Genomic DNA, 25,029 nt, shown 5'->3' on the forward strand with positions numbered 1-25,029 from the left:
CGGGGTGGGGTGATCTCTCCTCTCGGGCAGAGCATGCGTGGAGAGACTGTCACCCCACCCCGTCTCGTGTCTCGCTTCGCTCAACCCGAGCCGACCCTCCCCCTCCAGTGCAGGGGAATCGCATATGAGACGTGGCTATGGGCACCGGCTGTCTCCACAGCGTCATGGCCGGGCTTGTCCCGGCCATCCACGCCTTTCCACGCGGCACAAAGAACGTGGATGCCCGGGACAAGCCCGGGCATGACGACCTCTGCAATATTCAAATGCGATTGCCCTGCCCTCCAGGGGAGGGCAACAGGCACCTCACCGCGCCGCACCCTCCGTAAACGCTGTCTCGATCACCTCACCAAAAGGCTGCCACGACCGCCCGTCGAACTGGACCAACCGCATCTGCCTGATCGGCAAATAGCGATTGGGCGAGGTGTTCATCCTGATGTTGGGCCATGCGACCGAAGGCTGATAGTCCCTGAGCGAAGCCGCTTGACGCATGATGTTCTCGCGCGAGAAATCGTCGCCGCATTGCTTCAGCACCAGCGTCAGAGCCTCGGCCGCGGCATAGCCATAGACGGCTGCGCTGTTGTTGGTGCTTTCGACCTGATGGTATTTGTCCATAAAGGCGAACCAGTCCTTCATGCCGGGATCGTTCTTCCAGGCGGGATCGCTCGGATCCTTCAAAAAGGCCGCCGAGATCACGCCGGCGGAGTTTTCCAATCCCGCGGGCGCCATCGCATTGGCGATCGAGGCGGAGGCATCGTTGACGATGAAGACCGGGCGCCAATTCAGGGACGCTGCCAGCTTGATCACCTTGGATGCGGTCGAGGGCACGCCGAGAAAGACGAAGATATCAGCGCCGGCGCGCTTGAGGATCGAGACGTGCGCGTCGAGATGCTCGTCGGCAAGGTCGAAGGCGATGTCGACGAGGACGTGACGGTTGAGATCGCCGAGGCCCTCCTGAATGCCCTTGTAGACCATGCGCCCGAACTGGTCGTTCTGCCAGAGCACGACGATCTTCTTCCTCGGATAATAGGCCTGGATGTAGTTGGCGTAGATGCGTCCCTCGGACCGGAACGACGGCTGCCAGCCCATGGTCCAGGGAAACGCGCCCGGCTGGCTCAGTTCCTCGTCGCCGGAGGCAACGAACAGCTGCGGAATTTTCTTCTCGTTCAGGTACCAGCGCGTGGCGAGATTGCCGGGCGTGCCGAACGAGCCGAACATCAGGTGCACGCCGTCCTCCTCGACCAGCTTGCGCGTCAGCTCCAGCGCTGTGCCCGGATCGGAATTGTCGTCGCGGGTGATGAAGCGGATCTTGCGGCCGTTGATGCCGCCGCGCGCGTTGATCATGTCGAAATAGGCCGCTTCCGCCTGGCCGATCGCGCCGAATTCCGACAGCGGTCCCGAATACGGCATGACATTGCCGATGCGGATTTCCTGATCGGTTGCGGGTTGATCCGAGTGCTGCTGCTGCGACATCGCGCCCAGCGATGCGACGGCAATCACGAAAACGAACAGCATCTTGCCGATGACGCGCATGTTCGATGCCTTGTGGTCGGCCTCCAATGAGGTCGGCTCAGTCCCCACCAAGGCCGATTGATCTAGGTCAAGCGTTTGGCAATCGTGTGGCTGGAGCGGGCTGTTGAAAGCGGCAGGCGTGCTGACGCGCCGACGCTACGGCAGACCGCGCGCTTCGAGCTGACGCACCAGCAGCAGCGTCGGCTCTGCGAGGCTGTCGCCGGAGCCGTCGAGGCCGAAGGCGCTCGCGATGCCGTCGCGGCTGCGCAGCAGCGTGCTGCGCGGGCAATGGCCGGCGCCGCACAGCGTCTTCTTCAGCGTCTCGCCTTGCGCCACGAGGCCGGCGGAATCGTCCGCCGCCCAGGCTAGCACGATCGGCACGTCGACATTGAGGATGCCGGGGAACACCGAGCGCTTGTCGTACTGGGTGGCATCTGTGCCGAGATAGGCCTTCTCGCTGTCGCTCGCGTCCTTGCCGACGCGGTAGACCCCGGACACCAGCACGATTCCGGCAACGTCGGCGCCCGCGGTCTGCAGTTCGGGATGCGCCAGCAGGGTCGCGACGTGGAAGGCGCCGGCGCCGTAGCCGACCGCGACGATCTCGCGGGCATCGCCGTTGAAGAGGTCGATATTGCCGTGGACCCAGGAGAGCGCCGCCGCCACATCGGCCGCGCCGGCCGGCCAGGCCGCCGCAGGCGCCAGGCGATAATTGACGCGGACCCCGATCATGCCGTTGCGCGCGGCAAAGCACATCGCCTGGTCCTGGATCTGGCGCGACAGCTCCGGCGCCGCGCGGTCGCCGGTGAAGCTGTCTCCCGTCACGAGCAGCAGGACCGGTCGCGGCGTGTCGGCCTTGGTCGCGCTGGTCGCGACATCGAGCACGTTGGCCTCGCTCTCGCCATAGCGCAGGCCGCGCGAGAAGGTGACCTGCTCGCACAGCCGCGCGGTGCCGCCGGCGGTGGTGTCGGAATCGGTGAGGCCCACCTGCACGAGAGCGGAGGGCGGCGGGAGCCGGCCCGGCACGGGTCCGTGCGCGGCGGCCGCGGTCATGGTCAGAAACAGGAAAAATGTCAGAAAATGCTTCATGGGTGTGGCGGCCTTGCGGGTCTCATATTGGCTGCCTGATTTGGCAGTCTTTTCAATTCGTCTCATTCGTCAGCCGGCCTTGAGGCGAATTCACGGCACCTTGGCGGGCAGGGCGCGCAGCCGCCATTTTATCCCGATCCGTCAGACGGTTGTCCGGCGCCGCCGAGGCTCCTGCCCGATCCGGCCTTCTACTGTGCATGGGGTTGTTTTCGCAGTTTTTGTTTTGGATGGTCCGTCAGGCCCGCTTCATCGTGCGGAAGGTGATGGAATAGCGCTTTGCCTCGACCGGGGGGATGCTGTGCTCCCACTGCGACCGCGCCTCGCCGTCCATCATGTAGAGCGAGCGCGGCAGGACCGTCAGCGTGTGGCGCTCCCACCTCTCGCCCCTGCGGCGGCGGAAGCGGAAGTTGCACGGCGAGCCCAGCGACAGGCCGAGCACCTTGTCGAAATGCGGCTTGTCGCGATGCCAACCGATGCCGACGCCGACCTCGTATTCGGTGCACAGCACCTGCCGGACGCTGCCCTCCGGCAGCCCCGCCCAGGCCTCGACCTGGCGCGCGACCGGCCGCACCCAGTCCGGGATCGGATCGGCCTCGGCCAGAAGCTGCAGCGTGTAGTCGTAGCGATAGCCGAACGACGCCACCCGGCGGTTGCCCTCGAACGCGCCGAACTGAAAGCGCTGCAGCGGCAATGCTGCGATGCGGCCGATCAGATCCTGCTCGGCGGTGCGATCGATGAAATCGTCCGTGTAGCGAAGGCCGGCCGGGCCGTTCTGCGGGTCGGTGAACAAGCCTAGCTGCGTCATGCCTCGCATTTCCGTGATGGAACCTCTTTGCGGCTGATGCGACTTATCTATGACGCGGGAAGAAACGTGCGAGGCTGTCATGGCAGAGAAGCATACCGCCGATCCGGTTGAGATCATGCGGGCGACCGGGCATCCCGAGCTGGAATACGCCGCCGGCTGGACCATCGCCGGTCTCGTCACCCTCGGCACCATCGTGGCCGCCTGGGTCTTTGCGATCTAGGCGACTGGAAACTGAAGCTCGAAGGCCGCGCCCTCGTCGGTCGGCTTCAGCCTGATCGAGCCGCCATGGCTCGCCATCACCGCACGCGCGATCGCCAGCCCCATCCCGGTGCCGCCCTGGTCGCGGCGGGTGGTGAAGAACGCATCGAAGATCCTGTCGCGGTTCGGCGCCGAGATCGGCTCGCCGTCATTGCTGACCGTCACGAGCACGGTGGTCCGCGCGTCGACCGCCTCCAGCCTGATCGTCCCGGCCTTGTGCCGCACCGCATTGTCAGCGATGTGTGACAGCACGATCAGCGCCTTCTCCGAGGACATGCCGATCGCCCGGTCGAGACTGCCGCTGGCCTCGATCGAGCTTGCCGGAAACCGGCTCCTGAGATCGGCGATCACGGGCGCCAGCTCGGTGCGCTCGTTCTGCGGCAGGCTCTCGGCGCGGGCCAGCTCGCGGAGCCGCTGCGCCATCGCCTCCAGCCGCTGGGTATCAGACAGGATGTTGGCGATGAAGGTCTTCTGCTCGGCCGGCGTCAGGCCCTCGGCCTTGCCCTGAACCGAATCCTGCAGCAGCTCGGCGGCGCCCTTGATCGAGGTCAGTGGCGATTTCAGCTCGTGGGTGAGATGGGCCGAGAAGGTCGCGATATAGTCGGAGCGCCGCGCCAGCTGCTCGGCCATGCCGAGAAAGCTGTGCGAGAGTTGGGCGAACTCGCGCGTGCCGTAATGCTTCAGCGGCTGGAACGCCTCGCGGTCGCCGCGGCCGATTCTGGCGGCGCGGTCGATCAGCTCGCGCATTGGCAGCGTGATGGTGCGCGAGAACACGAGGCCGATCGCGATCGTGCCGAGGATGACGGCAAGGCCGGCCAGCACGAACTTGCCCCGCTCTTGATAGAGATGGTCGAAAATGTTGCTCGGCGTCCGTGTCGTGTAGATCACCCCGGCGACGCGGTTGTTGACGATGACGGGCATCGCCGAGAACACGTGCACGCCGAGGCCGCGGCTGAAGGAATAGATCGGCGGGGGCGGTTTGTCCGGCACGCGGTTGCGTAAAGTGGCGCGATATTGCCCATGCAGGGCGTCCGCGACCTCCTCGATATGGGCGAGCGACTGCCCGACCTCCTGCCGCCCGGCAATCACCACGCCTTGCGGATCGAGGATGCGAAAGCCAGCCAATGTGACCTTCTGGGTCTCGCGGATGATCGGCGTCAGCCTGGCGCCGATCTCGACATAGGCTGGCTGCGCTGCTTGCGGCGCGGGAAGCGCATCGGGCCGCCGCCGCAGGAGGTCGTTCGCGGTGAGGTCGAGCGCGGGCCGGATCGGCGTGACCTGGTCGCCGGGATCGGGCAGCACGCCCGGCGGCACCTCGGCGCCGAGCACGAGGCCGCTGTCGAGCCTGGCCGCGACCTCCTGCGCATAGATCGTCGCGAGCACGCGGCTCTGTGCGATCAGCTCGGCCTGGGTCTGGCGGATCAGCTGGTTGTCGTAGAGGCGGAAGAAGAACAGGCCGACCAGCGGCAATACGCCGACCGTTGCCAGCACCGTGAAGATCACGAGGGTGAGCGACGGTCGCCATTTGTCGGGTGCCGCGCTCATGCCTCTTTCTCGCAGCGGCCGAGCTTGAAGCCGACGCCGTGGATGGTCTCGATCACGTTGCCGCAGGAAAGCGCCGCCAGCTTGGCGCGGATGTTGCGGATATGGCTGTCGATGGTGCGGTCGGAGACCTGGATGTTGAGCTGGTAGGCCGCGCGCATCAGCTGCTCGCGGTTGAACACCGATGTCGGCCGGGTCAGGAATGCGCGCAGGATGCCGAATTCGATCGCGGTCAGCTTCAGCGGTGTGCCGGCAAAGGACGCGACATGCTGTTCGGGATCGATCAGCAGCCCGCCTTGCGTCAGCGCGGTGGGCCCGGCCTTGGCCTCGCCGTTGCGCGGGCTGAGGCGGCGCAGGATGACGTTGACCCGCGCCACCAGCTCGCGCGGGCTGAACGGCTTCGTCACGTAGTCGTCGCCGCCGATCTCGAGGCCGAGGATGCGGTCGATCTCCTCGTCGCGCGCCGACAGGAACAGGATCGGCACGTCCGAGCCCTTGCGGATCTCGCGGCAAACGTCGAGGCCGTCGAACTCGGGCATGCCGATGTCCAGCACGATCAGATCGGGCCTGTCGGCGGCAAAGCGGAGAAGCGCCTCCTTGCCGTCGCGGGCCTCGATCACGTCCATGCCGGCCTTCTTCAGGGCGACGCGGATGACCTCGCGGATATGGCCTTCGTCGTCGACGATGAGAATGCGATGCGCCAAGAAACTCTCCGCTCACCCCGCCGGCTGATCGCCGGGCTGGATTTTGGCCTGTGCGTCCAGCCAACGTTGGAGCCGCCAGCTGCGAAAACCCCAGGACCGCCAGGCGAGATCCTGCCGCTGACTTTCTACAAGCCGGTCTCGACGTCCCGCAAGACAGGAGTCGCCGCCGCGAAGCGCAATCACCTTGTCGATCGCAGGCAGCGCCTGCGGCCCGAGCGTGAGGAGGTAGTTGGCATCGATCTTCACGCCGTTCCCTCCCATTTCGCTGCTGTGCATCAGATTGTAGTCGGCAATGAATGCATCGAAGTTCACCAGCGAGGCACCATAGAGCACGATCGTTAACGCGATCAGGTTGACGCAGACGAGCCAGCGGTTGGAGCGACTGAGCGCGATACGGGCGACGATCAGGATCAGCCCGAGAGCCACCAGCCCCATCCAAATGAAGGCCGCGATCCGCCAATAGGTCAGCATGTAGATGCCGACGTAAAGATCGAGCCGCAGGATGGAGGAGGCGACCAGCAGCACGTTCTGCCCGACCCAGAGATAGACCAGCGGCCGGATCACTTTTGATTTCTCCGCCGGCCCGCCTGGGCGCATCGCCACCAGCACGAAGGCAGCGGCGAGCAGGGCGGTCGCGATCAGCGGATAGGCGCCGCGATGGGCGTAGGTCGCGTAGGTCATGTTGTCGGGCAGCGTCACGTGACCCCAGAGATAGATGCCGTCGAGAATGGACTGCGCCGCGAACAGCAGGTTGAACAGAATCAGCGAGCGCAGGATGGTGGACGGGCCGAGAAACTCCGCCGAGACCATGGGCGGCAGCGGCGGTGGCACAGGGCCGTCGGCCATTGTCGTGGTGACGATCGTCTTGCGCCGCCAGCGCACATGGATGAACGGCCAGACCAGCGCCAGCATCGAGGTCCAGAACAGCACGCGCGATATATTGACATGTTCTAAGATGGCCTTGGGATTGAGCAGGGACACCCATTGCTCGATCACCGGATTGGCCGCGGCGAACAGGGCGATGAAGACGGTGCCGAGCACTGCAGGCATCAGCCAGAGCGCGATGCCGCAGGTGAACGCCGACAGGTTGAACACCTGGGGCGCATCGAGGAAGAACCTGAAGGGTCCGAGCAGGAGGAAATTGCGCAGCGCGCGGGCGCGGTCGGTGAGCTCGGTCGCATCAGGATTGGTCGCAAGCAACAGCGCAATCGTCAGCGATGCGATGAGGATCAGGAAGGATAGCGTGTTGAGCTCCTCCACGGCCGGAACGACGCCGAGCGTGAGGATCGCACCGCCGATCGCCGCACGCCGCAAGTCCAGGGCCGCATGGTTGAACAGCGCCGACGCGCAGGCGGTCGCGATCGCAAACAGCGTTAGCGACAGCCCGATCCGCTGGCCGTAGAACAGCCAGTCGGCGAGCGCGGCCAGCAGCAGCGCCATTGCGAGCTTGGCCGACAGCGCAGAAGGCCTGATCGGTTGGATGTCCGTCGTCGAAGCCAGGCTCGTCATCTCCAGAGAGTCTCCGTGAATGGTGGCGTCACGGACTCTGAACGGCACTTGCGCAGAAGCCGCGGCCATCGTCTGCACGGTTTCAGGAGTCTTTTGCAGTTTTCGTGCAGGTGCGGTTTTGGCTCTCGCGCCGCGCGGAGTGCTTTGCTAGGTGCGAAACATTCATCGCTTTTCGCAAGTGACGCATCATGCAATTGCTCAATCGCATCAGCCTCGTCCTGCTCTGGCTTGCCGCGCCGCTCACAGCATTTCTGGCCGCGAACAAGAACGATCCGTATCTGCTCGCGTTGCGCGGCGCCGGAAACATCGCTCTTGTCGTCGCAAGCATCGCAATCGTCGCTCTTTTGCTGCGCGGAGGTCGCTGGCGCACCTTGGCCGGCAAGGCGCTGGTCGTGCTCTGGTGCCTGCCGCCGCTCTTGATGTCCGCCGCGCATCTGAGGTTCGAGCTACGCAAGCACGATGTTCTCGGCGCCAGCGCCGTCGAGGCGCGGCAGCTCGGGCCTCACTTCATGGTCGGCTATTCCTCCTTTCCCGAGGTCGCGCGTCTTGCCGAGCAGGGCCTGATCGGCGGCGTCTATGTCACGCGGCACAACATCCGCGGCCGCACCATCGAGGCGTTGCGGGCCGAGATCGAGGCGCTGCAGGATAGCAGGCGCGCGGCCGGCCTGCCGCCGCTGATCGTCGCCGCCGATCAGGAGGGCGGCATTGTCGGGCATCTTGCGCCGCCGCTGACGAAGGTGCCGGCGCTGGCGACGCTGACGGGACTTGCCCCCGACGATCAGCAGGCCAAGGCCGAGGAGTTCGGCCGAATTCATGGCCGCGAGCTCGCCGAAGTCGGCGTCAGCCTCAATCTCGCGCCGGTGCTCGACCTCAAACCGCCGGCGCAGCGCAACCGCCTCGACTTCCACACGCTGATCGGCCAGCGCGCGATTGCGACCGATCCCGCCGTCGTCAGCGCCATCGCGAGCGCCTATGTGCGCGGGCTGGAGGAGACGGGCGTCGGCGCCACGCTCAAGCATTTTCCCGGCATCGGCCGCGTGCGCACCGACACGCATCATTTCAGCGCCAAACTCGATACGCCGGTGAAGGAACTGGAGGCAACCGACTGGCTCCCGTTCCGCCAGGTGCTGTCGCATTCGCGCAGCGCGCTCATGGTGGGCCATGTCACGCTCACCGCCGTCGATCCCGATCGCGCCGCCTCGCATTCCAAGCGCGTCGTCGATGGGATCATTCGGGGGAAGTGGGCTTACCAGGGCGTGGTGATGACCGACGACCTCGTCATGGGCGCGATCTACCAGAACGACGTCTGCAAGGCCGTGGTCGAGGCGATCAATGCCGGCGTCGATCTGCTGCTGGTCGCCTATGACGGCGCGCAGTTCTACCGTGTCTTTGCCTGCGCCCTGGAAGGATCGCGACAGGGCAGGCTCGACGCCGCGATGCTGCATGCGAGTCAGGTGCGACTGGAGCGTCTCGTCATGCCCGGGCTTGTCCCGGGCATCCACGTTCTTGGTGCAGAGAGGCAAGGCGTGGATGGCCGGGACAAGCCCGGCCATGACGATGAGAACATTTCGATCTCTCGGCGCGCCAAGCTATGATTTCGCGAACTGGCGGTAGTCCGGTTCGCGGTGAAACCAGAATTCGTAGCCGGTGACGCCCTTTTGCATGGCAACGTCATGGATCGGCTGGTTGAGCGGAACGACGGGAACGTCGCGCATGCAGAGCGCGATGAATTCCTTCACCGTCCTGTCGTACTCCGCGGCATCGGTGGTGAAGCGCGCCTTGTCGATCAGGGCGTCCATCTCCTTGTTCTTGTAAGAGGAGATGTTGAAGATCGAGTTGTTGCCGTGGAAATTCCAGTAGAAGTAATATTCGGGATAATCGAGCCAGCCGCTGAAGCGGTTGAGCGCGAGCGGCAGCTCCTTCTTGTTCAGCGTCGTGCGCCAGTTTGCGCCGGGAATTTTCTCGATTGAAGCCTTGATGCCGATCTTGGCGAGATTCTCCTGGATCAGGATCGCGGTCGGCTCGCCGACGGTGGCGGTGCCGGTGTCGAGCGACAGCGTCGTCTCCAGGCCGGACTCGAAGCCCGCTTCCTTCAGCAGAGCCTTGGCCTTGTCGAGATCGGTGACGTAAGGAAACGGCTGCGGCCAGACCGGCTTTGAGACTTCGGCGGCGCCGCCATACATGGGAATGGCGCGGCCGAAGAAGGCGCTGGTCTGGATCTGCTCGTAGGGCATGGCCCAGGCGATCGCCTGGCGCAGCTTGACATTGTCGAACGGGGGCTTGGCGGTGTTCAGCGCCACGTACCACAACGCGTTCGGGATCGGTACGCCCGAGACCTTGACCTTGCCTTCCTTGATGATCTGCTCGAAATCGCGCGGTGCAAAGCCGCTGGATATGTCCGCATCGCCACGCTCCAGCATGGCACGGCGCGTGCCGGCGGAAGGAACGTCGCGCGCGATCACGCGCTTCACCTTCGGCAGCGGCCCGCTCTTCCAGTCGTCGAAGCGCGCCAGTACGGTCTCGCTGCCCGGCTTCCAGCTCTCGATCTTGTAGGCGCCGCCGCCGGCCTCGTTGTTCTTCAGCCAGGCCAGCGCCCACGGGTCTTCCGGCGTGGCGTTCCTCTTGGCGAGCTCGGAATTGATGATGAAGGGCACGACGACGGCGACGTTGAACAGCAGCATCTTGTCCTTGCGGACATAGTCGATGCGGAAAGTGTGGTCGTCGACCACCACGAACTGCTCCGGCTTCTCCAGCGATCCCGCCGACATCTGAAAGGTCGGAAAGCCGCCGACCTTCACGGCGCGGTCGAACGACCATTTGACGTCCTTGGCGGTCACAGGCGTGCCGTCGTGGAATTTTGCGTCCTTGCGAAGCTTGAAGGTGCAGGACATGCCGTCGGCTGCGACCTCCCAGCTCTCGGCGAGCTCGGGCGCGAGCTTCTCGCGGTCATATGACAAGGTGCCGTCGGGCAGGATCTTGGAAGCGTAGGTGAGCAGGCGGTCGTAGCAATTCCAGGACAGGCCGTTCACGGTCTGGTTGGAGCCGACGCCCTGCATATCCAGCGAGTTCGGCCCGAGCTCCTGCACCACCAGCAGCGTCTCGCTGCGCCCCTGCGCCCAGGCGAGACGTGGAGCAAATGCTGCCATACCGGCGGCGCCGAGGCCGCCAAGCACCGCGTCGCGTCGGGTCACATTATGGGGTGCATTGCTCATCGCCGCCTCCGTCAGAGAATGTCCTGATGTCGAGAGGCAAGGCGTATGCCATCGGCGCGCTTCAAGGTATCACATGGCTTGCGCCCGAACGCGCTACGGCGCTACCGCACCACGTGCAACCGCGCGCGGAGCGGTCAGCTCCTTCCAGGTCGAATTTGCCACATGCACCGGCGAAAAAGCGGGACGTTCGACATAGCGCCCGTCGCCAGCCTCGGCGCGCAGATTGCCATCCTTCCAGACGATACGGCCGCGCGACAGCGTCGCGGCCGCACCGCCGGTGCAGGCAAAACCCTCGAACACGTTGTAATCGATCCGGCTCATCTGCCGCTTGGCACTGATGGTCTTGCTCTGCTTGGGATCCCACACCACGATGTCGGCATCCGAGCCGACGGCGACCGCGCCCTTGCGCGGATAGATGTTGAGGATGCGGGCGATGTTCGCCGAGGTGACCGCGACGAATTCCTCTTTCGTTAGCCGCCCCGTGGCGACGCCCGCAGTCCAGAGCAGCGCCAGGCGATCTTCGAGGCCGCCGGTGCCGTTCGGGATCTTCCTGAAATCGCTGCGCCCGAACCGCTTCTGCTCGGTGGTGAAGGCGCAATGATCGGTCGCAACCACCTGGAGCGAGCCGGCCTGCAGGCCGGCCCAGAGGCTGTCCTGATGCTGTTTGTCGCGGAACGGCGGCGACATCACGCGCTGTGCGGAATGGTCCCAGTCCTTGTTCTGGTATTCACTCTCATCCAGCAGCAGATGCTGGATCAGCGGCTCGCCATAGACGCGCTTGCCGGCGGCGCGTGCCCGCGCGATCGCCTCATGCGCCTCGCGGCAGCTGATGTGCACGATATAGACCGGCGTGCCGGTCATATCGGCGATCATGATGGCGCGGTTGGTGGCTTCGCCCTCGACCTCCGGCGGCCGTGAATAGGCGTGGCCCTCGGGCCCGGTGACGCCGCGCGCGATCAGCGCCTCCTGCATCAGGGCGACGACGTCGCCGTTCTCCGCATGGACGACAGGCATGGCGCCGAGATGGGCGCAACGCGCGAACGAATTGTAGAGCTCGTCGTCGTTCACCATCAGCGCGCCCTTGTAGGCCATGAAATGCTTGAAGGTGTTGATGCCGTAGGTTTTGACCACAATCTCCATCTCGTCATGGATCTGCTTCGACCACGACGTCACCGCCATGTGGAAGCCGTAGTCGCTGGCCGCCTTCTCGGATTTGTGCCGCCACTCCTGATAGGCGGCCAGCATCGACTGGCCGGGATCGGGCAGGCAGAAATCCACCACCATGGTGGTGCCGCCGCTCAGCGCCGCCTTGGTTCCGGATTCGAAATCGTCGGCGGTGACGGTGCCCATGAACGGCATTTCGAGATGGGTGTGCGGATCGATCCCGCCCGGGATGACGTAGGCGCCGCCTGCATCGATGATTTCGCTACCTGTCGGCGCATCGAGCGACGCGCCGATCGCGACGATGGTGTCGCCGTCGATCAGCACGTCCGCGCGGCGCGAGTGATCGTGATTGACGACGGTGCCGCCGCGGATAAGGAGGGGCATGAGGGACTCCGAGAGGTGAGGGACGCTCGAAGGCTAAGCGCGCGACTGGCGATGCGACAGGTGAAATTTTAGTCAGCCGCCGCCGCTCCTTTCACATCGCGCGCGACCAGCCCATCGATCATCGCGCGCACGAGGCCCGCGATCTGGTTGCGCAGCGCCGGCAACGGCACGGCCACCAGCTTCTGCTCCAGCCCGAGCGCCACCATGCCATGCACGGCCGAGAACAGGCTGCGCGCGGTGATGCCGAGCTCCTCCGGGCTGCGCCCAGGAAGCAGCGCGGCGAGCGGCTGGTAGATGTGACGAAACAGCTGCATCTGGTCGTGCACCGACCAATCCGGCAGTGGCTTGTCGACCTGCACGCGGTGTTCGAACAGCGCGCGCCAGAGCTGGAGGTTTTCGGCGGCGAAATCGCAATAGGCGAGGGCGATGCGGACCAGGGATTCCCGTGGCGATGGCTCGCCCGAACTCGTTGCGAGAGTCAGCGCCTCGTCGAGCCGGCGCAGCGTGCGCGAGCCGACTCTAAGGATCAGCTCGTCGACATCAGCCACGAGATTGTAGACCGCGCCATTGGCGCAGCCGATCTCGCGGGCCAAATCGCGGGTTTTCAGACCCGCCAACCCCCGGTCGGCGATCATCCCTTCGGCCGCTTGGATCAGGGCGGCACGCAATTTCTCTCGCCGTTCCAAGGTTTTAGTCATTCTTAACCAAATTCGTGAGCGTCGCTCAAATTTTTATTGAACGATGTTCATGTTTCCTGCTACAAATCATCCGTGAGCAACGCTCATAGACAGGGAGCAAACAATGTTCAAGACCGTCGTGACCCTCTTCCGCGGCAGCGTCGCCACTGCGGGCGAGGAACTGGAAGACCGCACCGCCCTTCTGATCCTGGACCAGCAGATGCGCGATGCGGCTGCAGCCGTTGAGCGCAGCAAGCGCACGCTGGCGCTGGCGATCGCACAGGACCAGCAGGAAGGCCGCAAGCTCGAGGCCACGAATGCGCGCATCGCCGATATCGAGACCCGAGCCGTCGCGGCGCTGGATGGCGGCCGCGAGGACCTCGCCAAGGAGGCCGCCGAGGCCATTGCGGCGCTGGAGGCCGATCGCGATGCGGCCATGACGGCGCGCGCGCTGTTCGCGACCGAGATCATCAGGCTGAAGCGCCACGTCGCCAACGCGCAGGCCCGCATCACCGAGCTCGATCGCGGTCGCCGGATCGCCCGTGCCTCGGAAGCGGTGCGTTCGCTTCGCCGCAGCGGCATCGAGGCCGCGCGCCCCTACGAATCGACATTGCCGGAGGCGGAGGGGACGCTGAGGCGTCTGCGCGAGCGGCAGATGGAGGCCCAGGCGGCCGACGATGCCCTGGTCGAGCTCGACGCGGCCACCGGTCCGCTCGCCACCGCCGAAAGACTCGCCGAGCAGGGCTTTGGCCCGCGGCTCAAGACGACCGCAGACGATGTGCTGGCGCGCTTGAAGGCCAGGCGCATGCCGACGGCCTGATCGCAAGTCCGAACCCGAACGCAATCATCATTCCAATCAACAGGAGACCATCATGAACCAGAACGGCCAACCCCACAGCGGCGCCTGGGTGAGCTTCACCTACGCGTCTTTCGCAGCTTCGGCCTTCCTCGTCGCCATTGGCATCTTCTTCCTGCCGATCGACCTCTGGATGAAGGGTTATCTCACCATGGGTGTCGTGATGATGATCCAGACCTGTGTCACCCTGACCAAGACGGTGCGCGACAATCATGAGAGCAGCCGCCTCGTGAACCGCATCGAGGATGCCAAGGCCGAGCGGCTCCTGATGGAGGTCTCCAAGGCGGCGTGAGGAGCGACCGTTCGCAGCGCCATCTGGGGCGGCGGGTGCCCCGCGGCAGGAAGGGCGCATTGTGCTTCGCGCGCAGGTGCGATATGGCTCTCGCGCTTTCCAGAGGCGGAGACGAGCTTTGTCGAAACAATCCCTGCGCGAGGAGGCCGAGCGCCTGATCCGCGAATCGATGGAAAAGAAGACCATCGTGATCAAGCAGGGCACGACCCGCATCGAGGCCGTCTGCGGCAAGTGCGGAGCGCCGAACCGGGTGCAGGCGGAGAAGGGCCAGACCCGCGTCAAGTTCGCCTGCAAGAACTGCGGGCACAAGCAAGAGACGTTGTAGGCGTCTTCACGTCTCGCCGGATCGGCCCGGGCGATGCGCAGCATCGTCCGGCGCGATCCGGGTGGGGCAAGGCACTCCGCGGTGGCACATTGCGGCCTGTCCCTCACATCACCTGATGCACGTCGATCACGACGCGATCCGCATGGCGCGCCGCTGACGCCACGAAGATGTGCTCCATCAGCCAGCGGTACTTCTCGTGCCCGGTCTCGAACTTCGGCACGGTGCGAAAATAGATCAGCTTCGGATCGACCGGCTCGCCGCGCTTGAGCTTTTGCAACAGCTCGACCGGACCGAAGCGCATACCTCTGTTCTCGACATAGACGGTCGCACCGTCGTCGGTCTCGAAGGCGTATTTCGCTTCGAGATCAATCAGCTCGTTGGGCCGGATGATCTGGAAGTCGGCGCCGAAGGGGAGCACCTTTCCGGTGACCGCGCCCGTCACCTCGCCGCCGATGATCGGAATGATACGGCGAACGCCGATCCCGGTCTCGCCGGCGGTGATGACATCACCGATGCGGGCAGTGATGGTGAAGACGTATTTGGTTTCGAGCGTCGGTGCGGTCATCGATCAACTCCAATCAGTCACTCCGGGCGCGATGCCCTTCCTTCTCCCCTTGTGGGAGAAGGTGGCGAAGCGTCGGATGAGGTGTTGCTTCTGCAAACGCCGGTGCATGCGGAGAGAGACCCCTCACCCGTCTCGCCGCTTTGCGGCGAGCCACCCTCTCCCACAAGGGGAGAGGGGAAGAGAGCTTGCCGCGTCGTCACCCGCGCCTAATGCGCCATCATCCGCGTCGGCAGCCACGTCGCCAGCAGCGGGAAGGCGATCAGGATCACCAGGCGCACCAGGTCCGTCGCAACGAACGGGATCACGCCCTTGAAGATCGTGGAGAACGAGACGTCCTTCACCACGCTCTTGATGACGAAGACATTCATGCCGACCGGCGGATGGATCAGGCCGAGCTCGACGGTCATGACGATGATGACGCCGAACCAGATCGGGTCGAAGCCGAGATGCATGATCACCGGGAAGATGATCGGCACGGTCAGGATGATCATCGCCATGGCATCCATCAGGCAGCCGAGCACGAGATACATCACCATGATCAGGGCCAGCACGCCGTAGGGACCGAGGCCGAGCCCGGTGAGGAATTCCGTCACCTTCTGCGGCGTCTGCGTCACCGTGAGGAAATAGCCGAAGATCAGCGCGCCGATCAGCACGGTGAACACCGCAGCCGCGGTGCGCGTGGCCTGCAGCAGCGAGGCCAGCACCTTCTCGCGGTCGAGGCGGCCGGTCAGCACGCCGATGATGAAGGCCCCGGTCGCGCCGACGCCGCCGGCCTCGGTCGGCGTGAAGCGCGGCAGGAAGGGCAGGCCGTAGAGGCCGCCGATCACGAAGATGAACAGCAGCACCGGTGCCCAGATCTCCTTCAACCCGGCAAAGCGCTCGCGCCAGGGCATCACCTTGCCCTTGGGCAGGAAGTCGGGGCGGAAATAGCCAATCAGGAAGATCGTGATCATGTACATGGTCATCGCGAGCAGGCCCGGGATGATACCGGCGATGAACAGCTTGCCGATGTCCTGCTCGGTGATGATGCCGTAGACCGCGAGCACGGTGGAGGGCGGCAGCATCGCACCCAGCGTGCCGCCGGCCGCGATCACGCCGGTGGCAAAGGATTGCGGATAGCCGAACCGGCGCATCTCGGGATAGGCGACGGCGGAGAAGGTCGCGGCGGTCGCGACCGAGGAGCCGCAGATCGCGGCAAAGCCGCCGCAGGCACCGACGGTGGCGATGCCGAGCCCGCCGCGCAAATGTCCGACGAAACCGTTGGCGGTGCGGAACAGCTCGCGGCTCATGCCGGAATGGGAGACGAACGAGCCCATCAGCAGGAACATCGGGATCACGCCGAACGTGTAGTCGGTGACCGTGCGCATCGAGGTCTGGCCGACCAGCTTCAGCGCTGCTGTCCCGTTGACGAGGTAGGCGAAGCCGGACACGCCGACGAGACCCATGGCCATGCCGACCGGCACGCGCAGCAGCATCAGGACGAAGAGGGAAATGAAGCCGATTACGGCGACGGCATCGGTGCTCATGATTACTCCGTCGCCTTGATCTTGGGGTCGTGCATCTCTTCGGGATGGAAGATCAGCCGGTAGGTGCGGATCGCGATCAGCAGCACGGCGCAGATGTCGCCGATCCAGGCGACCGCGAAGAATGGCCAGGTCGGCATGTGCAGGTCGAAGGTCTGGACGTTGTCGTTGTAGGTGCCGCGCACCTTGTCGAACAGTGTCCAGGTCTGCGCCGTGACGACGAACAGCAGCACGAGCGTCGCGAACACGTCGATCCAGCGCTGGTAGCGCGGCCCGACATTGCCCCAGACCAGGTCGACCGTGATGTGGGTGCCGCGATAGGAGGTTGCCGCGATGCCCCAGAAGATGAGGATGCCGAGCAGCATGCGGCCGATGTCGAAGCTGTCGGGAATCGAATAATTCAGCGTGTTGCGCAACAGCACCGACAGGAAGATGTCGAGCGCGACGATGCCGACGAAGCCGGCCGCGATCCATTCGATCGAGTCGATGATGCGGTCCATCCAGGCGCGCTTCATGGGAGTTTTCCGTCTTGGGCTGTCATTAATCTCGTGCGGGGAGAGGCCGCAGCGCATCGAAGATGCGATGCGGGTGAGGGGGACTCTCCGCGAGTCCATCTGTCACCATCGTTGCGGAAGCAGCCCCTCACCCCAACCCTCTCCCCGTAAGAACGGGGAGAGGGGGAGACAGAGCTCGCCATCGCGCTATTCCGCCAGCGCGTTGTACTTCTTCAGCGAGGCCTTGAGCTCCGCGAGCGTCGCATCGGGATCGGCGCCGGCCTTCTTGGCGCCGTCGCCCCAGGTCTTGACCAGCGGCCCGGCGGCCTTCTTCCAGGCCGCGATCTGCTCGGGCGTCAGCTTGTAGACCTCATGGCTGGATTCCGCCTTCACCTTGTCGATGCCGGCGTCCTCGAACTTGCCCCAGTGCTCGCCGACCGCGCCCGCCATCTCGACCGTGCAGTTCTTGTCGATCGCGGCTTTCTGCTTGTCGGACATCGCATTGTACTTGTCCTTGTTGATCACGAACACGAAGGTCGTGGTGTAGAGCGGCGCCTCCATGTCGTATTTGGTCACCTTGTCGATGCCGAACAGCACCAGGGAGCCCCAGGGGAAGGTGACGCCGTCGGCGACGCCGCGCTCGATGATGTCGCGCACTTCCGGCGCCGACGACTGCACGTTGGTGCCGCCGAGCGAGGTGACGAAATTCGCCATGGTGGCGTGGGCGGGGCGGATCTTCAGGCCCTTCACGTCCTCAGGGTTGACGATCTTCTTGGTGCGGGAATGGAACGAGGAGGGCGAGTGGACGAAGGCGAGGCAATATTTGACGTCCTTCATCTCCTTCTCGGCATATTTGCGGTACCAGGCGTCCAGTCCCATCGAGCCGCCCTTGGCGTCCGAGATCAGGAACGGCAATTCCCCGGCGCCGATGATCGGGAAGCGGCCGGGCTGGTAGCCGGGATTGACATAGGTGACGTCGGCGATGCCGTCGCGCGCCATGTCGTAATGGTCGAAGGCCTTGCCGAGCTGCTGGGCCGGAAACACCTTGCCCTTGATGGTGCCGCCGGAATCCTTCTCGACCGCGGCGGCCCAGTCTTCCAGCGATTTCTGCAGGGGATGCGAGGCTGGCACCCAATGCGAGATCTTCAGATCGAAGGTCTTGTCCTGCGCGAGCGCAGGGCTCACGCTTGCTGCCAGCAGCAAGGCCAGACAGGCTTTCCTCATCACGCGTCTCTCCCTTTTGCGACGGCGGGCTTCGTTGGCCCGGTCTCGTTAATTAACATGTTATCTAATTGGCCGGCGCGTTCAAGCCGGAACTGAGGCGCGCCGTGTCGCGCCATCTACGTCAGCCATGTTGCATGGATTTGTCGCTGCTCGGGCGACGACCGCTCTCCCTATGCGCAAACGTTATATGACATAATTATCGTCTGCGAGCCTTGGCCACAAGCAGGCCGCGACCGAAGCCTACAGGATCGGGAGGTGCATGTATTGCGGGCAAAGGTCGCAATCATCGGAGCCGGGCCGTTGCGGCGACGGCGGAGCTCGCTTCAAACACCTGCACAAATTCCGTTTAAAGCTTTGTAGGTGATGCATTCCTCACTTCATTCGCTTCCAATGTCGCCAGAGCAACGAAGCGAGACAGCGATGACCCCCACCGACATTCCCGCCGGCTACGAGCCGCATTTCCGCAAAGCGCCGCTGACCGATCCCTGGGAGCCGCTCTATTCGAAGAAGACCGATAAGGGCGTCACCGTCGGACTGCGCTTGGCGCCGCCGCACACCAACGCCCGCGGATTGATCCATGGCGGGCTGATCGCGGCGCTCGCCGATGCCGCGATGGGCTATAGCTGCGCCCAGGCGACGGGCTGGACCACGTCGTTCGTCACCATCTCGCTGGCGGTCGACTATGTCGGCGCCGCCGAGATCGGCCAATGGCTCGCGGTCGAGGGCGAGGCGATCAAGACCGGGAATACGATCTGCTTCGCGCAGTGTCTGGTGAAGGCGGACGACGCCGTGATCACGCGAGCCAGCGGCACGTTCCGCGTGATGCCGAAGAAGTAGGTCTCTCGTGCCCCGGACGCAGCGCAGCGCGCCGCGTTTGCGGCGTGGTGCGCTGCAGAGCCGGGGCCCATTCATCCGCAGCACACCCTGCCGCCTTCTGGGTCCCGGCTCTGCGCCGCTCCGCGGCGCGTCCGGGACACGCGCTCAACCAAACCTCCACTCCGCCGTCTCCACCACGAGGTCGATGAACGCGCGCACCTTGACCGAGAGCAGACGCGAGGTCGGGTAGACGATGTGGATCGGCAGCGCCGGCTGCTCGTATTGCGCCAGCACGATCTTGAGCCGTCCGCGCTTCAGGCCCTCGGCCGCCTGATAGGCCAGCACCCGCGTCACGCCGCCGCCGGCCTCGGCATATTGCAGGGCGGCGTCAGCGCTGTTGCTGATGAAGCGAGGCGACAGCGGCAGTCCGATATCGCGGCCGTCGCGGAGGAAGCGCCATTCGGACCAGGGGCCGAACTGGATGGTCTGGTGCGTGGCGAGCGCTTCCGGCGTCTTCGGCTCGCCATAACGCTTCAAATAGCCGGGCGCGGCCACCACGATCCGCCGCATCGCGCCGACCTGGCGCGCGACAAGCGAGGAATCGGCGAGATGACCGATCCGCACCGCGGCATCGACGGCGTCTTCAACGAGGTTGACGAGATGGTCGGACAGCCGGAGCTCGGCCGTGACCTCGGGATAGCGCTTGAGATAGGCGGTCATGACCGGCCCGACATGCAGCCGGCCGAAGCCGACCGGGGCGGACACGACGAGGCGCCCGCTCGGCCGGTTGCGCTCCTCCCGCGCCGAGCCGTCGGCCTCCTCGACATCGGCGAGAATGCGCCGCGCACGCTCCAGATAGCGCGTGCCGACGTCGGTCAGCGCCACCTGCCGCGTGGTCCGCTGCAGCAGCCGCGCACCGAGATGCTCCTCCAGCGCCGCGATCATCCGCGTCACCGCCGACGGCGACAGCCGCAGTTTTCGCGCAGCCGGCGCAAAGCCGCTGAGATCGGCGACGGTGACGAAGACGTGCATGGCTTCCAGGCGGTCCACGGCCATTATTGCATATATCGCAATGATGAAGTGTCAAGACGCAAGATTGTTCTGAACGCCGGAAGGTCCACATTAGCCGCGGAAGACGCAGCAATGCGGCGGAATTTCAGGAGATGTTCCGATGACGGCAGTCCACACCTATGCCAGCGACGTCGCCTTCTCGCCGGCAGTGAAGGCGATCCAGGCCCGCAAGGGCTCGCGCGAGGCCTATGCGCGCAGCGAGCAGCGCGGCTGGCGCACCGAGATCGATGACAATCTCGCAGCGTTCCTTGCCGACGCCAACAGCTTCTATTTCGCCACCGCTTCAGCCGACGGCCAGCCCTACATCCAGCACCGCGGCGGCCCGAAGGGATTTCTCAAGGTGCTGGACAAGCAGACGCTCGCCTTCGCCGACTATTCCGGCAACCAGCAGTTCATCACGCAAGGCAATCTCTCGGAGAATCCCAAGGCCTACATCTTCGTGATGGACTACGCCCATCGCCGCCGTGTGAAGATCTGGGGCGAGGCGCGCGTGGTCGAGGACGACGAGGCCCTGACCACGTCGCTGATGCCGAAAGGCTACCGCGCCCGGCCCGAGCAGGTGATCCTGTTCAAGATCGCAGCCTGGGACACCAACTGCCCGCAGCACATCCCGCAGAAATTCGACGCGCCCGATGTCGCGGCCGCGCTCGCGGCGAGGGATGCGAGGATCGCGGAGCTGGAGGCGGAAGTTGCAGCGTTAAGGGGCGAGAAGGCGACGACGGAGGTTACTACATAAGCCGCTGCTCGCTTACCCTCCCCTGGAGGGGGAGGGTCGATCGCGCGAAGCGCGAGCGGGGTGGGGTGATCTCTCAACAGGGGCAGTGTGCGACGTGGAGAGACCGTCACCCCACCCCGCTTCGCATTTCGCTTCGCTACATGCGAAGCGACCCTCCCCCTCGAGGGGCCCTCCAGGCGAGGGTAAGAAAGCTAAATCGCACTCGCGCCTTCGTGCTGGAAGCCGAGATAGCTGGCCGCGACCCGCTCGTTGGCGGCGATGTCGCTGGCCTTGCCGCTGAGCACGAACTCGCCGAGCTCCATCACGTAAGCATGATCCGCGATCTTCAGCGCGGCCTGCGCGTTCTGCTCGACCAGCAGCACGGAGACGCCGGCGGCGCGGAGCTCGGTGACGATGCGGAAGATGTCGGCGACGATGATCGGCGCAAGGCCGAGGCTCGGCTCGTCCAGCATCAGGAGCTTCGGCTCGCCCATCAGCGCGCGGCCCATCGCGAGCATCTGCTGCTCGCCGCCGGACAGCGTGCCGGCGAGCTGCTTGCGCCGCTCCTTCAGCCGCGGAAACAGCGCATAGACCCGCTCGATCGAGGACTTCGCCCGGCTCTTCTCGATCCGGAAAGCACCCAGCTCGAGATTGTCCTCGACATTCATGGTCACGAACAATTCGCGGTGCTCGGGAACAAGGCCGAGGCCCCTCGCGACGCGGTCCTCGATGTCGAGCCGGGCGAGGTCCTGGCCGGCGAAGGCGACGCGGCCCTTCAGGGGCAGGATGCCCATGATCGCCGAGAGCAGCGTGGTCTTGCCGGCGCCATTGGCGCCGACGATGGTGACGATCTCGTTGGTGCCGACCTCGAGCGAGACCGAACGCACCGCCTCGACCTTGCCATAGGCGACATGCGCGTCGGTGACGGACAACAGCGTGCTCATGCCGCCACTCCGAGATAGGCCTTGATCACTTCGGGATTGGTCTTGATCGTCGCCGGCGTGCCTTCCGCGATCTTGGTGCCGAAATCGAGCACCACGATGCGGTCGGCGAGGTTCATCACGAAGCCCATGTCGTGCTCGACCAAGAGCACGCTCATGCCGCCGTCACGCAGCTCGCGGAGCAGCGCTGCGAGCCGCTGCTTTTCCATGTGGCGCAGGCCCGCGGCCGGCTCGTCGAGCAGCAGCAGCATCGGATCGACACAAAGCGCGCGGGCGATCTCGACGATGCGCTGCTGCCCGAGCGAGAGCGAGCCTGCCAGCTGGTGCATCTGCTCGGTGAGGCCGACGCGCTCGATCTGGCGGGCGGCTTCGGCGAGCAGCTTGGCCTCGTCAGTGCGGTCGAGCCGCAGCATCGAGGAAACGGGTCCGGAATGGCCGCGCAAATGCGCGCCGATCGCGACGTTCTCCAGCACCGTCATGTCGGGAACGAGCTTGACGTGCTGGAAGGTCCTGCTGATCCCGAGCTTGACGATCTCCTGCGGCGGCGCGTTGTCGACCTTCCTGCCGAGCACCGAGATCGAGCCCGAGGTCGCCGACAGCACCCCGGTGATCAGGTTGAAGGTCGTGCTCTTGCCGGCGCCGTTCGGGCCGATCAGCGCGACGATCTCCCGGGCCTGGACGTCGAAGGACACGTTGTTCACGGCGACCACGCCGCCGAACTGTTTTCGCGCCTTCTCGACCTGAAGCAGGACGCCGGCCTCGGCGGGCGCGCGGGCGCGATGCTCCAGCTTCAGCGAGGTGTCCGGCTTCTTGCCTCGGGTAGCCTCGGGGAAGAACGACATCAGCCAGGGCCAGAGGCCGCCGGGCGCAAGCTGCAGCAGCGCCACCAGCATGATGCCGAACACGATGGTCTCGACCTGGCCGGAGCCGGGCAGGATCAGCGGCAGATAGCTCTGCAGCACCTCTTTCAGCACCACGACGATCGCCGCGCCCAGGACCCCGCCCCAGACATAGCCGGCGCCGCCGACCACGGCGATGAAGAGATATTCGATACCGGCCTGGGCGCCGAATGGCGTCGGGTTCACCGCGCGCTGCAGATGCGCGTAGAGCCACCCCGACAGGCCGGCGAGCACCGCGGCATGGATGAACACCAGCAGCTTGGCGCGCGGCGTGTGGACGCCGAAAGCTTCTGCCGCGACATGGCCGCGGCGTAGCGCACGGATGGCGCGGCCGGTGCGGGAGTCCAAGAGGTTCATCGTCAGCAGGGCCGAGAGGACCACCGCGATCCAGATCGCGTAATAGATCGAGCCGGGCGAGAGCATCTTGAACGTGCCGATCGACAGCGGCGGGATTGCCGAGATGCCGTCGTTGCGGCCCAGAAACTCCAGCTTGCTGAACAAGTAGAACAGCCCCAGCCCCCAGGCCAGCGTGCCGAGCGGCAGATAATGCCCCGAGAGGCGCACGGTGATCAGCCCGAGCAGCACCGCGAGCGAGCCGCTGACCACGAGCGACAGCGGCAGCGTCAGCCAGGGCGACAGGCCATAGCCCGTCGACAGCACCGCGGTGGTATAGGCGCCGAAGCCGACGAAGGCGGCCTGGCCGAACGAGGTGAGGCCGCCGACGCCGGTCAGCAGCACGAGGCCCATCGCGACCAGGGCCGCAAGGCCGATATTGTCGAGCAGCACGATCCAGAACGGGGGCACGCCCGGGATGAACGGGATCGCCGCCATGAGAATTGCGAAGACGAGGATGGGAAGCCGGCTCTGCATCGGGCTCAGTCCTTCTCTTCCTCGACCGCCGGCGCGGCGAGCGAGCGCAGCAGCAGCACGGGGATCAGCAGCATGAAGACGATCACCTCCTTGTAGTTGGAGGCATAGAAGGACGAGAACGCCTCGACGATGCCGACCACCAGCGCCGCGACGGCGGTGAGGGGATAGCTGACGAGGCCGCCGATGATCGCGGCGACGAAGCCCTTCAGCCCGATCAGGAAGCCCGAGTCATAGTATAGCGTCGTGATCGGCACGATCAGGATGCCGGACAGCGCGCCGATCACGGAGGCCAGCAGGAAGGCGATCTGGCCCGACAGCGTGGTGCGGATGCCGGCGAGCCGCGCCCCCAGCCGGTTGACCGCGGTCGCGCGCAGCGCCTTGCCGTAGAGCGTCAGGCCGAAGAACAGCCAGAGCGCGACGATGAAGGCGATGGTGATGGCATAGACGGCGATGCTCTGGCCGGTGAAGCGCAGGGCGCCGGCGGTGAAGGCGCCGGACAGCACGGCAGGCCCGCGCTGGCCTTCGGCGCCGAAGAACAACAGGCCGAGGCCCTGCAGCGCGAGGTGGACGCCGACGGAGGCGATCAGCAGCACCAGCACCGAGGTGTGCGCCAGCGGCTGGAAGGCGACGCGGTAGAGATAGAGGCCGATCATCGCCACGATCACCAGCGACAGCGCGATGCAGATCGCGACCGGCGGCTTCTGCGCGGCGAGGGACAGGGTCAGCGCCAGCACGATCGCCGGCAACACGACGTTGGCGATGAAGCTGCGGACGACCAGCCGCCCATGCAGCGCCTTGCGCGCTTCGAACAGGTCGAAGGCGAAGGCGCCGATGCCGAGTGCGAGCGCCAGCTTTGCCGTGCCCGGCATCTGGCCTGCGGCCAGCGAGGCATAGGTCAGCGCGCCATAGGTGACGAACTCGCCCTGGGGAATGAGGATGACGCGGGTGACGGCGAACACCAGCACCAGCGCCAGGCCGAGCAGCGCGTAGATCGCGCCATTGGTGATGCCGTCCTGCACCAGGAACAGCATGATGGTGGTATTCAAGACCGGACGCTCCCCCTAATCCGGACCGGTCCTCTCGATTGCGGTGGACGGTCCGCTCACAGCCATTGAAAAACGCATGCGATATTTGGTATGGTGAGCTTTCCGAGCAGCTGGGCTATGTCCTGAAGCGTGCGCAGCTCAAGGTGTTCGAGAATTTCCTGCGCTGCATGGCCTCGCTTCAGCTGACGCCGGCGCAGTTCTCGGTGCTGCTGCTGGTCGAGAAAAACCCCGGCCGTAACCAGACCGAGATCGCCTCCACGCTCGGCATCCTCAGGCCGAACTTCGTGGCCATGCTCGACAATCTGGAGAGCCGCGACCTTTGCGCCCGGATCCGCTCCACCAACGACCGCCGCTCGCACATCCTGGTCTTGACCGACAAGGGCAAGGCGGTGCTGGCGCGCGCCAAGAAGCTCGTCGCCACCAAGCACGAGGCCCGGCTGAATGATTTGCTCGGCCAGGCCAACCGCGAAGCCCTGATCGGGATGCTCGCGAAGATCGCCAACGAGTTCTGACTCTCACCCTCCCCTGGAGGGGGAGGGTCG

25 protein-coding genes are annotated in these 25,029 nt (G+C 65.1%); 8 read left to right on the forward strand and 17 right to left on the reverse strand.

The window, feature by feature from the left end; all coding sequences use genetic code 11:
* Window positions 1-303: 303 nt before the first annotated feature.
* The 3 genes from HZZ13_RS35665 to HZZ13_RS35675 form a co-directional block, all read right to left on the reverse strand.
* Window positions 304-1,530, reverse strand: a complete 1,227-nt coding sequence (locus HZZ13_RS35665; protein ID WP_197964103.1) for an ABC transporter substrate-binding protein — start codon at window positions 1,528-1,530, stop codon at window positions 304-306.
* A gap of 135 nt (window positions 1,531-1,665) precedes the next feature.
* Entirely contained in the window at window positions 1,666-2,595 is a 930-nt protein-coding gene (locus HZZ13_RS35670) for an alpha/beta hydrolase (RefSeq protein ID WP_197964104.1), read from the reverse strand.
* Window positions 2,596-2,830: 235 nt separating this feature from the next.
* Window positions 2,831-3,400 (reverse strand): alpha-ketoglutarate-dependent dioxygenase AlkB, encoded by a 570-nt coding sequence (locus HZZ13_RS35675; RefSeq protein WP_197964105.1) that lies wholly within the window; start codon window positions 3,398-3,400, stop codon window positions 2,831-2,833.
* A 79-nt stretch (window positions 3,401-3,479) separates the two neighbouring features.
* Here HZZ13_RS35675 and HZZ13_RS35680 point away from each other — a divergent pair, with 79 nt between their 5' ends.
* Entirely contained in the window at window positions 3,480-3,620 is a 141-nt protein-coding gene (locus HZZ13_RS35680) for a hypothetical protein (protein WP_197954967.1), read from the forward strand.
* Here the strand turns inward: HZZ13_RS35680 and HZZ13_RS35685 are convergent.
* The 3 genes from HZZ13_RS35685 to HZZ13_RS35695 are packed head-to-tail and all read right to left on the reverse strand — an operon-like array spanning window position 3,617 to window position 7,413.
* A complete protein-coding gene (locus HZZ13_RS35685; protein WP_197964106.1) occupies window positions 3,617-5,203 on the reverse strand; it encodes an ATP-binding protein in 1,587 nt (528 codons plus the stop codon). The genes HZZ13_RS35680 and HZZ13_RS35685 overlap by 4 nt on opposite strands.
* Window positions 5,200-5,904 carry a response regulator transcription factor gene (locus tag HZZ13_RS35690; protein ID WP_197964107.1) on the reverse strand — a complete coding sequence of 235 codons (705 nt, stop codon included), beginning with the start codon at window positions 5,902-5,904 and terminating at the stop codon, window positions 5,200-5,202. The genes HZZ13_RS35685 and HZZ13_RS35690 overlap by 4 nt, the downstream gene beginning before the upstream one ends.
* A gap of 12 nt (window positions 5,905-5,916) precedes the next feature.
* On the reverse strand, window positions 5,917-7,413 hold the full coding sequence (locus tag HZZ13_RS35695) for a DUF4153 domain-containing protein (RefSeq protein WP_197964108.1): 1,497 nt from the start codon (window positions 7,411-7,413) through the stop codon (window positions 5,917-5,919).
* 188 nt (window positions 7,414-7,601) lie between these two features.
* On the opposite strand from HZZ13_RS35695, the gene HZZ13_RS35700 reads away from it, so the two are divergent.
* Window positions 7,602-9,008 (forward strand): glycoside hydrolase family 3 N-terminal domain-containing protein, encoded by a 1,407-nt coding sequence (locus HZZ13_RS35700; RefSeq protein ID WP_197964109.1) that lies wholly within the window; start codon window positions 7,602-7,604, stop codon window positions 9,006-9,008.
* Here HZZ13_RS35700 and HZZ13_RS35705 read toward each other — a convergent pair.
* The 3 genes from HZZ13_RS35705 to HZZ13_RS35715 form a co-directional block, all read right to left on the reverse strand.
* Window positions 9,003-10,625: an ABC transporter substrate-binding protein gene (locus tag HZZ13_RS35705; RefSeq protein WP_197964110.1), complete on the reverse strand. Its 1,623-nt coding sequence runs from the start codon at window positions 10,623-10,625 to the stop codon at window positions 9,003-9,005. The two genes, HZZ13_RS35700 and HZZ13_RS35705, sit on opposite strands and share 6 nt — an antisense overlap.
* Before the next feature lie 93 nt (window positions 10,626-10,718).
* Window positions 10,719-12,173 carry a dihydropyrimidinase gene (hydA, locus tag HZZ13_RS35710; protein ID WP_197964111.1) on the reverse strand — a complete coding sequence of 485 codons (1,455 nt, stop codon included), beginning with the start codon at window positions 12,171-12,173 and terminating at the stop codon, window positions 10,719-10,721.
* A 68-nt stretch (window positions 12,174-12,241) separates the two neighbouring features.
* Window positions 12,242-12,871 (reverse strand): TetR/AcrR family transcriptional regulator, encoded by a 630-nt coding sequence (locus HZZ13_RS35715; RefSeq protein WP_197964112.1) that lies wholly within the window; start codon window positions 12,869-12,871, stop codon window positions 12,242-12,244.
* 103 nt (window positions 12,872-12,974) lie between these two features.
* Between HZZ13_RS35715 and HZZ13_RS35720 the strand changes: the two genes are divergently transcribed.
* From HZZ13_RS35720 to HZZ13_RS35730, 3 genes are all read left to right on the forward strand, one after another.
* A complete protein-coding gene (locus HZZ13_RS35720) occupies window positions 12,975-13,670 on the forward strand; it encodes a PspA/IM30 family protein (RefSeq protein ID WP_197964113.1) in 696 nt (231 codons plus the stop codon).
* Between the two features lie 52 nt (window positions 13,671-13,722).
* Window positions 13,723-13,998, forward strand: a complete 276-nt coding sequence (locus HZZ13_RS35725) for a YiaA/YiaB family inner membrane protein (protein ID WP_197964114.1) — start codon at window positions 13,723-13,725, stop codon at window positions 13,996-13,998.
* 118 nt (window positions 13,999-14,116) lie between these two features.
* Window positions 14,117-14,323, forward strand: coding sequence for a hypothetical protein (locus HZZ13_RS35730; protein WP_197964115.1), 207 nt, complete (start codon window positions 14,117-14,119; stop codon window positions 14,321-14,323).
* Window positions 14,324-14,426: 103 nt separating this feature from the next.
* On the opposite strand, the gene HZZ13_RS35735 is transcribed toward HZZ13_RS35730, so the two are convergent.
* From HZZ13_RS35735 to HZZ13_RS35750, 4 genes are all read right to left on the reverse strand, one after another.
* A complete protein-coding gene (locus HZZ13_RS35735; protein ID WP_197964116.1) occupies window positions 14,427-14,888 on the reverse strand; it encodes a DUF3237 domain-containing protein in 462 nt (153 codons plus the stop codon).
* A gap of 206 nt (window positions 14,889-15,094) precedes the next feature.
* The gene (locus HZZ13_RS35740) at window positions 15,095-16,414 is read right to left on the reverse strand and encodes a TRAP transporter large permease (protein ID WP_197964117.1); all 1,320 of its coding nucleotides are present in this window, start codon (window positions 16,412-16,414) and stop codon (window positions 15,095-15,097) included.
* 2 nt (window positions 16,415-16,416) lie between these two features.
* The gene (locus tag HZZ13_RS35745) at window positions 16,417-16,926 is read right to left on the reverse strand and encodes a TRAP transporter small permease (RefSeq protein ID WP_197964118.1); all 510 of its coding nucleotides are present in this window, start codon (window positions 16,924-16,926) and stop codon (window positions 16,417-16,419) included.
* Between the two features lie 186 nt (window positions 16,927-17,112).
* A complete protein-coding gene (locus HZZ13_RS35750; RefSeq protein WP_197964119.1) occupies window positions 17,113-18,129 on the reverse strand; it encodes a TRAP transporter substrate-binding protein in 1,017 nt (338 codons plus the stop codon).
* 420 nt (window positions 18,130-18,549) lie between these two features.
* Here HZZ13_RS35750 and HZZ13_RS35755 point away from each other — a divergent pair, with 420 nt between their 5' ends.
* The gene (locus HZZ13_RS35755; RefSeq protein ID WP_197964120.1) at window positions 18,550-18,966 is read left to right on the forward strand and encodes a PaaI family thioesterase; all 417 of its coding nucleotides are present in this window, start codon (window positions 18,550-18,552) and stop codon (window positions 18,964-18,966) included.
* Window positions 18,967-19,110: 144 nt separating this feature from the next.
* Here the strand turns inward: HZZ13_RS35755 and HZZ13_RS35760 are convergent, their stop codons facing one another.
* A complete protein-coding gene (locus tag HZZ13_RS35760; protein ID WP_197964125.1) occupies window positions 19,111-19,995 on the reverse strand; it encodes a LysR family transcriptional regulator in 885 nt (294 codons plus the stop codon).
* A gap of 121 nt (window positions 19,996-20,116) precedes the next feature.
* Between HZZ13_RS35760 and HZZ13_RS35765 the strand changes: the two genes are divergently transcribed.
* Complete coding sequence (locus HZZ13_RS35765; RefSeq protein WP_197964121.1) at window positions 20,117-20,752, forward strand: pyridoxamine 5'-phosphate oxidase family protein; 636 nt, start codon at window positions 20,117-20,119, stop codon at window positions 20,750-20,752.
* 191 nt (window positions 20,753-20,943) lie between these two features.
* Here HZZ13_RS35765 and HZZ13_RS35770 read toward each other — a convergent pair whose 3' ends face one another.
* From HZZ13_RS35770 to HZZ13_RS35780, 3 genes are read right to left on the reverse strand one after another with little or no spacing between them, the layout of a single operon-like run.
* Complete coding sequence (locus tag HZZ13_RS35770) at window positions 20,944-21,675, reverse strand: ABC transporter ATP-binding protein (RefSeq protein ID WP_197964122.1); 732 nt, start codon at window positions 21,673-21,675, stop codon at window positions 20,944-20,946.
* Window positions 21,672-23,441, reverse strand: a complete 1,770-nt coding sequence (locus tag HZZ13_RS35775) for a branched-chain amino acid ABC transporter ATP-binding protein/permease (protein ID WP_197964123.1) — start codon at window positions 23,439-23,441, stop codon at window positions 21,672-21,674. The genes HZZ13_RS35770 and HZZ13_RS35775 overlap by 4 nt, the downstream gene beginning before the upstream one ends.
* A gap of 5 nt (window positions 23,442-23,446) precedes the next feature.
* Complete coding sequence (locus HZZ13_RS35780) at window positions 23,447-24,487, reverse strand: branched-chain amino acid ABC transporter permease (protein ID WP_197964124.1); 1,041 nt, start codon at window positions 24,485-24,487, stop codon at window positions 23,447-23,449.
* 65 nt (window positions 24,488-24,552) lie between these two features.
* Between HZZ13_RS35780 and HZZ13_RS35785 the strand changes: the two genes are divergently transcribed.
* Entirely contained in the window at window positions 24,553-24,999 is a 447-nt protein-coding gene (locus HZZ13_RS35785; protein WP_246504692.1) for a MarR family winged helix-turn-helix transcriptional regulator, read from the forward strand.
* Window positions 25,000-25,029 lie beyond the last annotated feature (30 nt).

Origin of the sequence: Bradyrhizobium agreste, assembly GCF_016031625.1 — a bacterium.
Lineage (GTDB): Bacteria > Pseudomonadota > Alphaproteobacteria > Rhizobiales > Xanthobacteraceae > Bradyrhizobium > Bradyrhizobium agreste.